The 15,019-nt window shown below is 33.6% G+C and carries 12 protein-coding genes and 1 riboswitch; of the genes, 4 read left to right on the top strand and 8 right to left on the bottom strand.

Annotated elements, in window-relative coordinates; genetic code table 11:
• Positions 1-35: 35 nt before the first annotated feature.
• Together nheA and I6L50_RS15725 are read right to left on the bottom strand one after the other, a co-directional pair.
• Positions 36-1,196, bottom strand: a complete 1,161-nt coding sequence (gene nheA, locus I6L50_RS15730) for a non-hemolytic enterotoxin NHE subunit A (protein ID WP_201032972.1) — start codon at positions 1,194-1,196, stop codon at positions 36-38.
• Between the two features lie 604 nt (positions 1,197-1,800).
• The gene (locus I6L50_RS15725) at positions 1,801-3,627 is read right to left on the bottom strand and encodes an APC family permease (protein ID WP_002141290.1); all 1,827 of its coding nucleotides are present in this window, start codon (positions 3,625-3,627) and stop codon (positions 1,801-1,803) included.
• A gap of 144 nt (positions 3,628-3,771) precedes the next feature.
• Positions 3,772-3,918: riboswitch (cyclic di-AMP (ydaO/yuaA leader) on the bottom strand.
• Positions 3,919-4,057: 139 nt separating this feature from the next.
• Between I6L50_RS15725 and I6L50_RS34865 the strand changes: the two genes are divergently transcribed.
• Positions 4,058-4,186: a hypothetical protein gene (locus I6L50_RS34865; RefSeq protein ID WP_257475393.1), complete on the top strand. Its 129-nt coding sequence runs from the start codon at positions 4,058-4,060 to the stop codon at positions 4,184-4,186.
• 63 nt (positions 4,187-4,249) lie between these two features.
• Here the strand turns inward: I6L50_RS34865 and panE are convergent, their stop codons facing one another.
• Positions 4,250-5,182: a 2-dehydropantoate 2-reductase gene (panE, locus tag I6L50_RS15720; RefSeq protein WP_113938127.1), complete on the bottom strand. Its 933-nt coding sequence runs from the start codon at positions 5,180-5,182 to the stop codon at positions 4,250-4,252.
• Positions 5,183-5,358: 176 nt separating this feature from the next.
• On the opposite strand from panE, the gene I6L50_RS15715 reads away from it, so the two are divergent.
• On the top strand, positions 5,359-6,840 hold the full coding sequence (locus tag I6L50_RS15715; RefSeq protein WP_113938126.1) for a hypothetical protein: 1,482 nt from the start codon (positions 5,359-5,361) through the stop codon (positions 6,838-6,840).
• Positions 6,841-7,046: 206 nt separating this feature from the next.
• Here the strand turns inward: I6L50_RS15715 and trhO are convergent, their stop codons facing one another.
• A complete protein-coding gene (gene trhO, locus I6L50_RS15710) occupies positions 7,047-8,006 on the bottom strand; it encodes an oxygen-dependent tRNA uridine(34) hydroxylase TrhO (protein WP_002086277.1) in 960 nt (319 codons plus the stop codon).
• A gap of 493 nt (positions 8,007-8,499) precedes the next feature.
• Here trhO and I6L50_RS15705 point away from each other — a divergent pair, with 493 nt between their 5' ends.
• Complete coding sequence (locus I6L50_RS15705; protein ID WP_113938125.1) at positions 8,500-9,795, top strand: Nramp family divalent metal transporter; 1,296 nt, start codon at positions 8,500-8,502, stop codon at positions 9,793-9,795.
• A 59-nt stretch (positions 9,796-9,854) separates the two neighbouring features.
• Here the strand turns inward: I6L50_RS15705 and I6L50_RS15700 are convergent, their stop codons facing one another.
• The 3 genes from I6L50_RS15700 to I6L50_RS15690 all read right to left on the bottom strand — a co-directional run bounded on the left by I6L50_RS15700 (position 9,855) and on the right by I6L50_RS15690 (position 12,553).
• Positions 9,855-10,715: a M23 family metallopeptidase gene (locus I6L50_RS15700; RefSeq protein WP_219302000.1), complete on the bottom strand. Its 861-nt coding sequence runs from the start codon at positions 10,713-10,715 to the stop codon at positions 9,855-9,857.
• A gap of 82 nt (positions 10,716-10,797) precedes the next feature.
• On the bottom strand, positions 10,798-11,865 hold the full coding sequence (locus tag I6L50_RS15695) for a sensor histidine kinase (RefSeq protein WP_219301999.1): 1,068 nt from the start codon (positions 11,863-11,865) through the stop codon (positions 10,798-10,800).
• On the bottom strand, positions 11,855-12,553 hold the full coding sequence (locus I6L50_RS15690) for a response regulator transcription factor (RefSeq protein ID WP_016104516.1): 699 nt from the start codon (positions 12,551-12,553) through the stop codon (positions 11,855-11,857). The genes I6L50_RS15695 and I6L50_RS15690 overlap by 11 nt, the downstream gene beginning before the upstream one ends.
• Positions 12,554-12,695: 142 nt before the next feature.
• On the opposite strand from I6L50_RS15690, the gene I6L50_RS15685 reads away from it, so the two are divergent.
• On the top strand, positions 12,696-13,226 hold the full coding sequence (locus I6L50_RS15685) for a GNAT family N-acetyltransferase (RefSeq protein WP_219301998.1): 531 nt from the start codon (positions 12,696-12,698) through the stop codon (positions 13,224-13,226).
• Between the two features lie 65 nt (positions 13,227-13,291).
• Here the strand turns inward: I6L50_RS15685 and I6L50_RS15680 are convergent, their stop codons facing one another.
• Entirely contained in the window at positions 13,292-14,920 is a 1,629-nt protein-coding gene (locus I6L50_RS15680) for a peptide ABC transporter substrate-binding protein (RefSeq protein ID WP_219301997.1), read from the bottom strand.
• Positions 14,921-15,019 lie beyond the last annotated feature (99 nt).

Genomic DNA, 15,019 nt, shown 5'->3' with positions numbered 1-15,019 from the left:
TTCTTCTCTCCCTATATCGCTAATTATTTTTCTGTTTAATGTACTTCAACGTTTGTAACGTAATCTTCAAATTGATTTGTTTGCTTATTCATTTCATCACTTACTTTTTTAAGTTGATTGAAATGTTTTTGAAGTAAACTACTGTCTGTATACGTGCCTTCTTCAATATTTGTTTGAATTTGGATCATATTATTATTTAAAACTTTCCAATCCGTTAATAACGTTTCTAAAGTTGTAATTTGGCGATCAATTAGTTCTGTAAAGCTACTTACTTGATCTTCAACAAATGTAATTTGAGTCGCCTCTAATTCAGTTTGTGATAACTTCTGAATAAGCGGTAATAACTCTTTTTGCTTTTGTTGAATACGAAGAGCTGCTTCCCTCGTTTGACTATCTGCTGCATTTACAATTTCATTACTTAACGTACCGATAGAAACAAAATCGATTGTTTTCGTTTGTGCAGTTTGATTTGTGATTGTAAATACTTGTTTACCGATATTAATAGAACCTTTAATAATTTCTTGTGGTCTATTCAAAATAGTAGTTAGTTCAGCTTGAATTTCCCCTTGAATTCTTTTTATGTCTTCTCTTAATTTCACAATATCTCCACTTGATCCTTGCAGTGTTTTTATTGCTTCATCAGCTTTAGTTGATAAGTTATTACTATCTTTGTCTAATACCGTTTTAAATCGATTTAACTCTAATAAATCTTGCTCCATACTCTCTTGAATGCTTTGGACTTGCAATTGTAATTTTCCATATGCGTTTGTAAAATCTGCTTTTGCCTGTTCATCTTCATTTACTTTTCCTGCTAGTTCATAGAGCTTACTATAATAACTATTAAATCTTGTGCTGTATCTCATCATTTCTTGATTTAAGTCGATTAGCTTCGGATTATATTCATCAATCCACTCTCGTACATTCGTTTTTGCAAATTTTTGATGATTCGTTAAACTACTCATAGCGTTTACCTTAATGTCTGGCTGTTGCAAAATAACTAATCCGTATGCTTGTATAAGTGGTGACTGTGACCCTAACATTCTAATTGAATTGGATAATGTATTTGGAGCAATTACATTTTGCGCATATACTGTTTTCACTTCTGTTTGCCCTTCCTTAGCGTAAGCGCTTACAGGAACGAAGCAACTCGTAGATACTGCTGTAACCAATAACCCTGTAATTAAAGTCTTTTTCACTTTAACTCCTCCTATGTATTAGCAACTATTACTATCGCATTTTAGTATTCTATTTTCTTGCAAATGATTTGAGATGGTTAAAAATAGAGAACGTTCTCACCGTGAGTCATGTACGAACCACCTCTCTCAAACTTTATTTCTACAGTACTTACTTATTGTTATAAAACACTTCATAACTTTTCATATGTGCTTAGTATGAATAAAACTGTATAAATTTTCTATTTTATTGCGATTTCCACATTCACACAGTGAATATATTACATGAAAATATTATTCATTTTAAACTAATTAACGTATGAAAGTATGAAATTCCGTTTTGTTTTTATTAAAGTTTTGTACTGTAAGGTCATTTAAACACAGCTATTCATCTATCGTAAAGAAGTATTTTAATTCCCTTTATTTTCAAGATCTCATGTCCTTATTCCAAAATAAAATCCACTTAACTTCCTCCATTAAAATATCCATATATCACAACAAAAAACACTGTTTACTCATAAGTGATTATATTATATCGATATAACTTTAAGGCCTATATGCAATTATGCATAGCATATACACAAAAAGGATAGCTTCACTTTCGTGAAGCTATCCTTAAAAAATCTTATTACTTTTTCAAATGATATGGAACTGTCGTAATAACAACATTTCTTTTATAGAGTAAATACGCACGAATGAGTAAACTAGACTGATTATGAAGAATGTTATGCCAACCTTTTTTCGGAATAAACTGTGGTATAACAACCGTAACTCGGTAATTTGATTCACTCGCTTTATATTGCACTGTGTCAATAAATTTTGTAAGCGGCTGAATAATGCTTCTATAATGAGAATGTAATGTAACAAGCCTTACTTCAGGTTGCCACTTCTCCCATTTCTCTTCAAATTTCTTTTCCTCTTCTCTGTCAAAAGCAACATATACAGCGATAACTTGATCTGCAGAAAGAGCCTTAGCATAGTTCAGTGAATTTTCTACTACATGAGTCATACCAGCTACAGGAACGACAATTACATTCCCCTCAATCGGAACAAGTGGTTCACAAGTTTTTAAACTTAATTGATCGCCCACTGCATCATAATGCTTCTTAATTCGATGGAACAAGAAGATAATGAAAGGTAAGAAAATAAGGATTGACCAAACTTGTGCGAACTTAGTTAAAAAGAACATGCTCATAACGATAAAACTAATGACTGCACCAATTAAATTGACCGTTAATCTTAAAGCCCATCCTTCAGGCTTTTCACGAAGCCATTTTAGTACCATTCCAGTTTGAGAAAGTGTAAACGGAATAAATACCCCTACTGCATATAGCGGAATCAAGTGTTCTGTTTTCCCCTGAAAAGCTACAATTAAAATAATCGAAGAAATCCCAAGTATAATAATACCGTTTGAATAACCTAGGCGGTCTCCTCTAATCGTAAACATTCTCGGTATGAACTTGTCTTTTGCAAGATTAACCGCTAATAGCGGAAATGCAGAATAACCTGTGTTAGCCGCAAGAATTAATATTAAAGCTGTTGTACCTTGTATGAAATAGTACATGAAATTACGTCCAAAAGTTTGTTCAGCAATTTGTGAAACGACTGTTACTTCCTTACTTGGATTAATTCCGTAATAATAAGCTAAAAAGACAATTCCAGAAAATAAAACTGCAAGTAATGCACCCATTGCAAGCAATGTTTTCGCTGCATTGTTAGGTGCAGGATCTTTAAAGTTTGGAATTGCGTTAGATATCGCCTCAACACCCGTTAAAGCAGAGCTTCCTGAAGCAAATGCTCGTAACAGTAAGAACAAACTAATTCCTGCAACTGGCGTTCCAATTGGCGAATGCAAAGCCTGCGAAACGTGTCCCGTTAAAATATTGTATATCCCTACACCAATTAATATAAATAGTGCTAAAACGAATAAATAAACAGGATATGCTAAAACGGAAGCTGATTCCGTTACGCCTCTTAAATTTAAGATGGTAATCAATATGACAAATATAATCGCAATGATTACATTATGTGCATGTAAGCTAGGAAAAGCAGATGTGAGCGCATCTGTACCCGCAGATACACTTACTGCAACCGTTAAAATGTAATCAACTAATAAAGATCCTCCTGCTATTAAGCCTGGATTCATCCCTAAATTCTCTTTTGATACAACATATGCTCCGCCGCCATGAGGGTAAGCAAAAATAATTTGTCGATAAGATAAAATAAGAGCTGTCAATAATACTAATACCCCAATAGCAATCGGAATGGAATACCAATAAGCTACTGCTCCAAGACCTGCTAAAGCAATTAAAATTTGCTCTGGTCCGTATGCAACCGATGACAATGCGTCAGAAGATAAAATTGCTAGCGCCTTCGTTTTATTAAGCTTTTGCTCTCCTAACTCAGTTGATTTTAACGGCCTTCCAATTAAAAACCTTTTGATAGATGAAACCAACGCTGTCCACTCTCCAATAATTTTGCACGAATTTTTCTGCTAATTACAGCGGATAAACTATTTCTTGAGAAAACAAAAAATGTCTACAAGCCATAATGAAATAGACTTGTAGACATTATTTTTTTTGTCGCACAAGCTCCACCTTCCTTCTCAATATAACGCTTACGAGGTTAGCTGTCGGATTCGGGCCTATGAGTAGCCCTACCTTTTTCAAGGATTCACCCCATTGGATTATGTACTAATCCATAAGAACGGGTCCCCCGCACCATGCGGCTTCAGCGATTTAGAAAATTGAAACTGTGGATTATAATACTCCTTTATTTTTAAAAAGTAAACAAAAATTTTAAAAAAGAAAAAAATTAAAACGATTGCGCATAATCCACCGAAAAATATACATAATGAATACTAAAAATCCACAAAGGAGACCCGTATGTCTAAAGAAAAGAAGCCTATTTTTTCCGATTCCTATTTAGATGCAGTAGCAAATGAAATTAATCAGCTATATGGTAAACGTGAAAGAGAACGAAATACGACAGATAAACCGAAAAGAAACGAATAAATTGTCAAAAAGAAACAAAAAAAAGGATAGCAACATTTATATTTTGCTATCCTTTACTCTTTTTCATACCATTTCTTTAGTAAAAATCATTTTTTCATATACCTTCAAATTTTGATACACAACACTTAATAAAGGCACATCTATAGACATTTCCTCTGCTAATTTCAATAAGTATCCTTGTAAATGCTTCCCTTCAATGAGCGAACCTTTTTCCATATCCCGTTGCATAGATGACTTCATATCATACGAAATTTTATCAATCGTTTTCATATGTTCCTGGGCGATATTGTCCTTAACTGGAGCCCCCATAGATTTCATGATTTGCACTGATTCTTCAAATAAGTTCCTAATAAATTCTCGGCCTCCATCACTCTCACGAATCGGTCCTATCGGCGCACGCATTAATGTTGTCACACCTGACATTACGGTGATAAATAAATATTTATGCCACATATCTTGCACAATATTTTCACTTAAAACAAAACTAGCTTTTGTATCTGCAAATATTTTAGAAATAAGCTTTATTCTCTCTGAATCTTGAGGCTTAATTTCCCCAAATACAAGTCTGTTGGCAACACTAGTTTGTACGATTTCTCCTTGATCGTTTAACGTCGTCTCGATAAAGCATAAACCGCCAATTACTTTTTCCACGCCGAATTCCTTTTGTAATAGTGTTAAATGAGCGATACCATTTAACACTGGAATTATTACTGTATTCTCTCCTACAAATGGTTTCAAATCTGTTATTGCCTCGTTTAGGTGATACGCTTTTGTTGAGAATAAAATCACATCAAATGGAGTGGTAATATCTTCTTTCGTTATTAGCTTCGGTTGAAATGAAAAATCGCCGTTAATACTTCGGATAACAAGACCTTTTTCCTCTAATTGTTCTTTCCGTTTACTACGTACGAGAAAAGTTACATCTTCTCCCTTTTCGGCAAGTCGTCCACCAAAAAAACCTCCAACGCCTCCAGCTCCTAATACTAAAATACGCATAATACATCCCCCTTTTCAAAACACAATTCTACTCCTTTTAGTATACATAACATTATACATGTCACCTAATAAATAAGCTGAATTTTCATTCTTAATTATATAAAAATCCCGTGGTTATTTTTTAGCAGATTAGGGCATGTTGTTTCTATAGCTTACATTGAAAGGAAACAATATAAATGGAGGCAATACAAACGATCGAAGAAAAATATGTATCAACAGCTATTTTTCAATTTATTTTCCCATTTTCGTTCAAAAGTGGATATGAACAAAATATGTTCCCTTTCTTACAAAAAAATGATTTCCGGCCCTTTCGACTCGATCATCTTGAAGATGAAAATACATATTACGGGGAGTTTCATGTTTCACATCAAAATATGGAAGCATACTATCTTTCATTTACGAATAAAATTCTCTTCCCTCATTCTGAGCATCAAAAAGGATTACAGCGCTATTCTAAAGATCTCAATTTAAACGGCCATTTAACAACAAATCTTATCTCTGTCCCATTCACAGTGCACTCAATTGATGTAACACTTTGTCCTTATGAACTTGGGTTTCTAACAATCCGAACAGAAGTTAACATCTCTCCAAATATGACATTATCAGAAGCAATAGAATTCGCTGCACGATTCCGCGTACTTGAAACGAGAGATGAAATGGACGAAAGCATTTGCATAACATGTGCGGGGAAAAAATATTCCCAAGTTGAAAAGTTCATTTTCGGTTATTTATTTAACGGTTTAACAGATTTTTTTGAAAAGAAAAGATTAAGAAGTTCTTACTTTCAAACTTTTCCTTTTTTTGAAGACCAAAGAATGTACGTGCAAACTTTGTTATCGCTAAAACAACATATGGAACTTAACGTTATTGATGTTTATCGTACTTCCAGTCTTTCTGGATTAACAAGTGATGGTAAACCGTATGTAAGTGCGAACAATCTCCCTTATATAAATGATTACTTGAAACAGCACGCCTATCAAAGGTGGGCTCCTAATCGTTATTTCATAATGGAAGAACATATTTTCACATGTATTACGAACGAAGATGATAATAAAATAGCTAAACTTGCTAGCCAAATGTATGGGGAGTTTTATTACGCTTTATTATTAAACTTATTCCATAAAATTGTATTGTTAAAAATGGCAAACGCTTATGCTGAACTAAATATTGAACAAGATACAAATGAGATAGAAAAGTTAATTTACTCTATTAATTCGTTTACAGCTAATTATTTTTCTTTAGAGTTAGTATCTCAGTCACAAAGTGAAGATATTTTCTTTCGTTTAAGAAAACTTTTCAATATTGAAATACTGTTCACGAATGCGAAGCAAAATCTTGATGGCTTGTTTAAATATCAAGAAAATGTTGCATCTAAAAAAGATAGCCTTTTATTATTAATTTTAACTCTCTACTCTGTAGTGGGCCAAATGTTTGGATTTACACTAATTGATCTTATAGGAAAAAAAAGTGAGGGGCATGTAGTTTCTTATACTCCTCTTGAATATTTCGCCCTATTTTTATCTATTAGTGGGATATGTATATCTCTAATTTTAGGTGCTCACAGTTTATATCAATGGGCGATGCAACATAAAAACCGAAAAGCATGGGTAAAACAAACTGTACTTTCTGCCGTTAAAGAAAAAGAAGATAAGAATTAAAGACGATTATTTTCAAATTACAAATTCATGGCGCGTTTCAGTAAATGAAATTTTTATCAGCGATTTTCCGAATATATCGGCGCAACTCAAAATATATCAGCGATTTTTTAAATATATCGACTTACCGACAACAATTGACAAAAAAGAAGTTACTCTAAAATAAACTTTGGAGTAACTTCTTCTCGTTTTTGTTAAACTAATTCCGCTTACTTACCTGCTTCGATTTTTTCTAATGTAGCAGCTACTTGCTCTTCAGTTAATTCGTGTTGCACGATATAACGATTACGTGGGTGTACACGACATTCATGAGAACATGCACGTAAATGTTTTGCTTCACTTTCTTCAGAACATAAAATTTTCTTGTTACATTCAGGGTTTGCACAGTTTACATAGCGCTCACAAGGTTCACCTGTAAAGTGATCTTTACCAACGATAACATGTTCTTTTTGGTTTACTGGTACAGCGATACGCTCATCAAATACGTAACATTGACCATCCCAAAGTTCACCTTGTACTTCTGGATCTTTTCCGTACGTTACAATTCCGCCATGAAGCTGGCTTACATCTTCATAACCTTCGCGAACTAACCAACCTGAGAATTTCTCACAACGAATTCCCCCTGTACAGTACGTTAAAATCTTTTTACCTTCAAGTGTTTCTTTATTTTCTCTAATCCAATCTGGTAATTCACGGAATGATTCAATATCTGGTTTAATTGCACCTTTAAAGTGTCCTAAATCAAATTCATAATCATTTCGTGCATCAATAATAACTGTATCTTCTTGTTTCATTGCCTCATAAAAATCTTTTGGTTCTAAATACTTCCCAGTAATTTCTTTCGGGTTAATGTCGTCTTCTAGACGAAGTGTAACTAACTCTGAACGAGGACGTACGTGCATTTTCTTGAATGCATGTTCATCCGCCTCATCAATTTTAAACACGATTCCAGCAAAACGTGGATCATTATTCATCGCTTCCACGTATTTTTCTGTTTGCTCAACAGTTCCAGAACAAGTTCCGTTAATTCCTTCTGTCGCTACAAGAATTCTTCCTTTTAACTCAAGTGATTTACAAAATTCTAAATGCTGTTCAGCAAATTCTTCTGGATTTTCAATTGTTGTGTACATGTAATACAGTAATACTCTATATGGTTTTGTAGTTGCCAATGTATTTCTACCACCTATCTAAATTTTAAAATCATGTATAAGTTAACGTTCATATCAAAACATATATAATAAGAAAATACATACTAAATTGTACTTAGCCTATTTTCTTCTATTTACAATTTTTTCTATAAGTTAACAAAAATAAAAACAAGATTACAGAACAAAACACTACGGTTAGGTTGTAATCCCAATATATTATATATCATACAATTTCATTTCCATCAATTAATATGATGTAATATAGGCTGTATGTTCACATAAATTTCAAAAACAGCCCTATAATTTATTATCTTCTCCCTTATTCATCAACCATAAACTCCCAAAATATTTTTGCATCGTCACACCATTCATTGCACACAGTCATATAATTTGCATTAAGGAAACTTTTATGTTCAAATGAAATTGCCACATCATATATCTAAATGTATTGAAATAATGAGTAAGAATAAAGTGAAACTTTAATCAAGTTAAGATTTCAAAGGGGAATACTACTATGAATAAAGATATAACAAAAGATAAACAAGTCCCTTCTCAAAGTACAACAGTTCAATCAGCCCATTTAGCGTTAAGTGGACAAACAAAAGGCTTTAAAAGACTGTTACCATTCTTAGGACCTGCTTTTATCGCATCAGTTGCTTATATTGATCCTGGGAACTTCGCTACAAATATCGCAGCTGGATCACAATATGGGTATTTATTGCTTTGGGTAATACTCGCTTCTAATTTAATGGCTGTATTAATTCAAACTTTATCAGCTAAATTAGGAATCGCTACTGGGAGAAATCTTCCTGAAGTAGCTCGCGAAAACTTCCCCAAACCAGTTTCCATCGGTTTATGGATACAAGGGGAACTCGTTATTATGGCTACAGATTTAGCTGAATTTATCGGGGCAGCACTTGGCTTATACTTACTATTTGGAATTCCGATGTTACCAGCTGCTTTAATTACAGCAGTTGGATCATTTATTATTCTTGAATTTCAACGCAGAGGCTTTCGTCCATTAGAAGCTATCATAACAGGTATGATTTTTATCGTTGTTATCGCTTTTGGTATCCAAGTCTTTTACGCAAAACCGGAATTAAGCCCTCTACTCTCAGGACTTTTCACTCCAAAATTCCAAGGTGTAGATAGCATCCTTTTAGCAGCTGGAATTTTAGGTGCGACAGTAATGCCGCACGCGATATATTTACATTCGGCCTTAACGCAGCGCCGTGTAGTCGGAACAAATGATGAACAAAAGAAAAAGATTTTCCGCTTCGAATTCATCGATATTATTATTGCAATGGTTATCGCTGGAGCAATTAATGCAAGTATGTTAATTGTAGCAGCTGCACTATTCTTTAAAAACGGCTTGCACGTTGAAGACCTTGATGTTGCTTTTAACCAGTTCAGTAATTTAGTCGGTCCTGTATCGGCTGCATTATTTGGAATTGGACTTTTATCAGCAGGTTTATCTAGTTCTTCTGTTGGTACGATGTCTGGTGATATTATTATGCAAGGATTCATTCGAATGCATATTCCGTTATACTTACGCCGATTTATAACAATGATTCCGCCTCTCGTTATTATCGCTTTAGGTGTAAATCCAACTTACGCTCTCGTTATGAGTCAAGTTGTCTTATCGTTCGGTATTGCCTTTGCATTAGTACCACTTATTATGTTCACAAGTAATAAGAAGATTATGGGCGCACTCGTCAACCATCGCATTACAACATTTATCGCGTGGTTAATCGCTGCACTTATTATCGCTTTAAATATTTTCTTACTGTATCAAACATTTGTAGGTTAATAAAAAAGGGTATTCCAAATTTGATTTGGGATACCCTTTTTGGATGAAATGATTTCCTTCTACTTACCACTTATGTATGTCCCTCTTTCTGGCATTATCGCACCTTTTTCAGTTCGAAAATAAAGTGGTAATCCTTCCGAAAGAAATATGCTCACCTTAGATGGATCCTGCCTTTGATGATGAATATGTAAATGCGGCTCACTTGAACTTCCTGAGTTACCGACTTGGGCAAGAAATTCTCCTTCATTTACATGTTCGCCTTCCCTCACTTTAATTGATCCTTTCTTTAAATGGGCAAGAAACAAAAATGTACCTGTTTCATCCAGTCGTAAATAAATATGATTTCCCGCCATCGATTGAAAATCATCCGATCCCGGAACTAAATCTATTTCATCATTTTTAATTGATACAACTGTCCCAGAAGCTGGTGCCATTACTTTCGCTCCATATATTCCATAATCCTCTAACTTACTACTTTTCACTTCAGCAGGTGGAATGAGAATATCGTATGCCCATCGTTCATTTGGTTTTATAACGTGATAGTTCGTTTCTAATTTATCGCCGCCCCAACCTATCGATGCTCGTTCATTCAAAGGAAAACGAACGACTACTTTAGGACTCATAGACTGTACATCTACTGGGTATGCAATTCTCCCAATGTTAGCGAACCACCCCACGGGCCAAGCTCCAATGGTAGAAAACAGAACTATTAATAGTAGCGTTCCATCTATCCGCTTTCTAAAAATGCCTTTCCAAACAAACATTACTGCTGAGCCTATTAAGAGACAAACTGAAATTACACTAAAAACCTGTATAATCCACCACACAAAGACTGATGTAACGCCATTACCTAAATAAACTAAACTCCAACTTATAATTAAAAAAGCAACTATAATCGCTAATAAAAATCTCTTCCACATGCTGTATCCCTACTCTCCTATCTTTGTTCCCCATGATACGAAGTAAAAATTACGACATATGAAAGAAATACTTACGACTTTCTTACATTTCTTTATACTGCGGTAAAACGATAGTGAAAACCGTTTCTTTATCGCTACTACGTACAGTGATATCTCCTTTATGAAGTTCCGCTATACTTCTCGCAATTGCAAGCCCCATTCCTTTTCCACCCGTATGAGAGCTACGTGATTTTTCACCACGATAAAACTTTTCAAAAACGTAAGGAAGGTTCTCATTCGGAATGCATTGTCCAAAATTTTTAATTTCTATTTCAACATTCATATCTCTTTTAGAAACTTGAATTAAAAGCTCCTTTCCGTCTTTCCCGTACATAATACTATTACTAATTACATTTTCGAATAGCCTCACCATAACCGCTACATCCATTTCCACATGTAACACCTTATCACCTTTAATACAAAAGCTCATATCGGCATCATCTAGTTGTGGTACAAAATCAATCATGATTTGTTCAATGAACGCTTTCATATTTACTACACTTTTATGTAATTCGATCTCTCTATAATTTATTTGACAATATTCTAATAAATCATCTACTTGATTTTTCAATTCATAACTTTTTCGCTTTAATATACTTACATACTGTTCACATTCTTCTCTATTTGAATGCAGCTGATTTCCTAACAGGTCCGCGTAACCTATTAGGGATGTTACAGGTGTTCGTAAGTCATGAGAAATATTACTAATCATTTCATTTTTCATTTCTTGCGATTTTTTTTCATTCTCTATAGACTCTTTTAAACTTTTGGCCATTCTATTAACATTCGCTGCTAATTCACCAATCTCGTCATTTTTTGAAATAGGTATATGTATTTCAAAATTACCATTACTTATTTCCTTCAGACTCTTGTTAATTTCAGATAATCTTTTCATCGTTGTTTTTGTCATGAATGCAAAGTATATTGTAGTAAAAATTAAAAAAACTATTAAATATAAAAATGAATATTTTTCCTCTAACGCAGTAACATGACTATATATATTTCCAATTGCAATTTGAAACGCTATTATACTTACAGTTGCTAACAAAATGCTACATATGAATGCGATAAAAAACTTAGCTCTCATGCCTTGTAATGATTTAATCTTCAATTTTATATCCGACTCCCCAAACATTTTGAATAAACTTCGGCTCTTTTGGATTCTCTTCAATTTTATTTCTTAATCTTGCAATATGAACCATTACTGTATTATTACTTTCATAGGCCCTTTCTTTCCAAACGCTTTCATATATTTCTTCAATAGTAAACACACGATTCATTGCAGCGGCCATTAAGTACAAAATATCATATTCAGTTTTCGTAAGATTGATTGTTTCTCCATATAACATTACTGTTCTCGACACTTCATCTATTTCTAAACCTCTAATGTTTATTTCCTTTTTTATTACTTGAACAGCATTTTGATTGAAATATGTATACCTTCTTAATTGAGCTTTCACTCTTGCTATAAATTCAATTGTACTGAACGGCTTCACAATATAATCATCTGCCCCAGTACTAAATCCAACGACTTTATCTATGTCCGATGATTTCGCGCTTAAAAACATAATTGGTAAACTATATTTCTCTCTTATCCTTCTACACAATTCAATCCCATCCATTTGAGGCATCATAACATCAAGGATAGCAAGTTGAACATCATTATTATTCAATACCTCTAACGCCTCTTCTCCGTTGTCAGCACTAAAGACAGTAAAACCTTCTTGTTTTAAATTTTCATTAACGAATCGAATAATATCTCGATCATCATCTACAATTAAAATTGAGTTTTTCTCCATATCTAAACCTCTTTTTGAAATATATTCCACAATTAATTTTAACATAAATCAAAATCATCCTTACCCCTTGAATAATCTTTATTTTCAGATTAGATTATATAATAACAACACATTCTAGTTTCAGAAGAAATGGAGTGAAGGCATGTTTCCTATATTAAAAACCAACCGGCTCATTTTACGAGAACTTACCGAAGAAGATGCACCGAGTATATTACAGTGCTTTTCTAATACCGATGTCCTGCGCCATTATGGCCAAAAACCATTGCAAAATTTGGATCAAGTAAAGCAAATCCTTAATAATTTTAAGTTGGGTTACAACGCAAGAAGCGGCATTAAATGGGGAATCGAATTAAAAGACAAGAAAGGTCTCATTGGAACAATTGGTTTTCATGATTGGTCTTCCGAACATAAACGAGCAAATATAAGTTATGCCTTTTTCCCTGAACACTGGGGAAATGGATATGCGACTGAGGCAGTTTCTGAAATTATATCTTATGGCTTCCATACGCTTCATTTAAAACGTATCGGGGCAATTGTATTTCTTGAAAACGAAGCTACAAATAAAGTGCTATTAAAATTAGGATTTGAAAAAGAAGGGATTCTAAAAAACTATATGTATCAAGATGATATCCCATATGATACGAATTTTTATTCTTTATTAAAATCCGTTTAATAGATATAATTCCAAAAAAAGAAACCTCACTTTTAAAAGTAAGGTTTCTTTTTTGATTAATAGTTTTACTTATTATCGATATAAGTATTCCTATAAGTATAAACGCCACCAAATTGATGCTTTTCAATTCCTTTTACATAATCCTTTTGTACATAAGCGGAACCAATATGATAAAGCGGTGCTACCGCAGCATCCTCTAATATGACCTGCTCAGCTTCTCGCAACGCTTCCCATCTTTTCTTTTGATCTAGTATAAGATCATTTTTAGCTTTTTTTATTAGCTCATCGTAATGAGGATTAGAATAATTCATTTTATTATTTGGATTACTTGTCGTAAATAGCTCTAAATAACTAATTGGATCTTTATAATCTGGTCCCCAATTTACCATAGATATATCGTAATCACCTGTTTGTTCTAATTGTAACTTTTGCTTAAATGGCTGTTGTTTAATTTGTATCGCGAGTCCATGCAAATTCTTCTCTAAGTCACCTTTTATATATTCCGCCATACGTTTTGCGTTATCTTGTTCAAACGTTAAAAACTCGAGTTTTATTTGTTCTACTCCAAGTTCTTTTTTCGCTTCTTCCCAAATCTTTTTCGCTTTTTGTAAGTCGTATGGAGAAATATCTCCGTTTTCTTTTCTAAAATCTTTGCCAGTCGCTTCATTTATATGACCAACTGGTACAAGTCCACTTGCAGGTTTTGCGCCGTTATTAATAAAGTGAGCTACAAAATCTTCTTTATTTAACGCTAATGAGATAGACTGACGCACTTTCTTATTTGCTAACGCATTATTTTTTTCATTAAAACGGAGCATTGCAATTCCAGGATCGCTCGACATATGCAATTGCTTATTCCCTTTATACTTGTCTACAAATTGAGAATTAATTGGTACTCGATCCAAATCGCCAGCTTCATATAAATTTACTGCTGTCATTGTATCCTTCACAATTTGAAAGTTTATTTCTTCTAATTTCACTTTCTTTTTATCCCAATATGTATCATTTTTCTTTAATTGAAATTCTTGTTCATGCTTCCACTTCTCTAATACAAATGGACCGTTATATATGAGATTACTAGGTTCCAATGCATAATTCTTTCCTTGTTCTTTTAAAAATGATTCGTACTGTGGTAAGTATATAGGTAACGCTAACAACTGTAAAAAATACGGAATTGGCTGTTCTAGTTCCACTTCTAACTTATAATCATTTATGACTTTAACCCCAAGTTCATCAAGAGGCATTGTTCCCTTATTTATCTCTTTCGCATTTTTCACGTAAAAGAGCATATACGCATATTGAGACGCTGTTTCATGACTTACCGCCCGTCTCCACGCAAACATAAAATCATTGGCTGTTACACTGTCTCCATTTGACCATTTTGCATCTTTACGCAAATCAAATGTATATTTTTTACCATCTTCACTTCTTTCAAACGACTTTGCTACTGCTGGAATAGGCTGATCTTGATCATTTAATACATACAACCCTTCAAATATGTTTTGCATAACGTGCGCTGACGTACCATCCATCGTTTTCGCAGTATCAAGAGAAGGAATTTCTTCTGATACCGTTACATTTAATACTTGTTTTTTTGCCTCTGTGTCACTTTTATTCGCTTTATTATTACAAGCTGTTAATAATAAAGTTGTAACAAGTTCCATTACCATTAAATGGCTCTTTTTTCGCTTCATGAGTTGTTCTCCTTAAAAATATAATATTGTAAAACGTTATATATTATAGCAGAAATACTAACAGAAAGATGCGACATTCTTTTGAATATTTATTCGTTC

Origin of the sequence: Bacillus sp. FDAARGOS_1420, from assembly GCF_019344915.1 — a bacterium.
In the GTDB taxonomy this organism is placed as follows: Bacteria; Bacillota; Bacilli; order Bacillales; family Bacillaceae_G; genus Bacillus_A; species Bacillus_A mycoides.
This window is presented reverse-complemented; position numbering and strand designations above follow the sequence as displayed.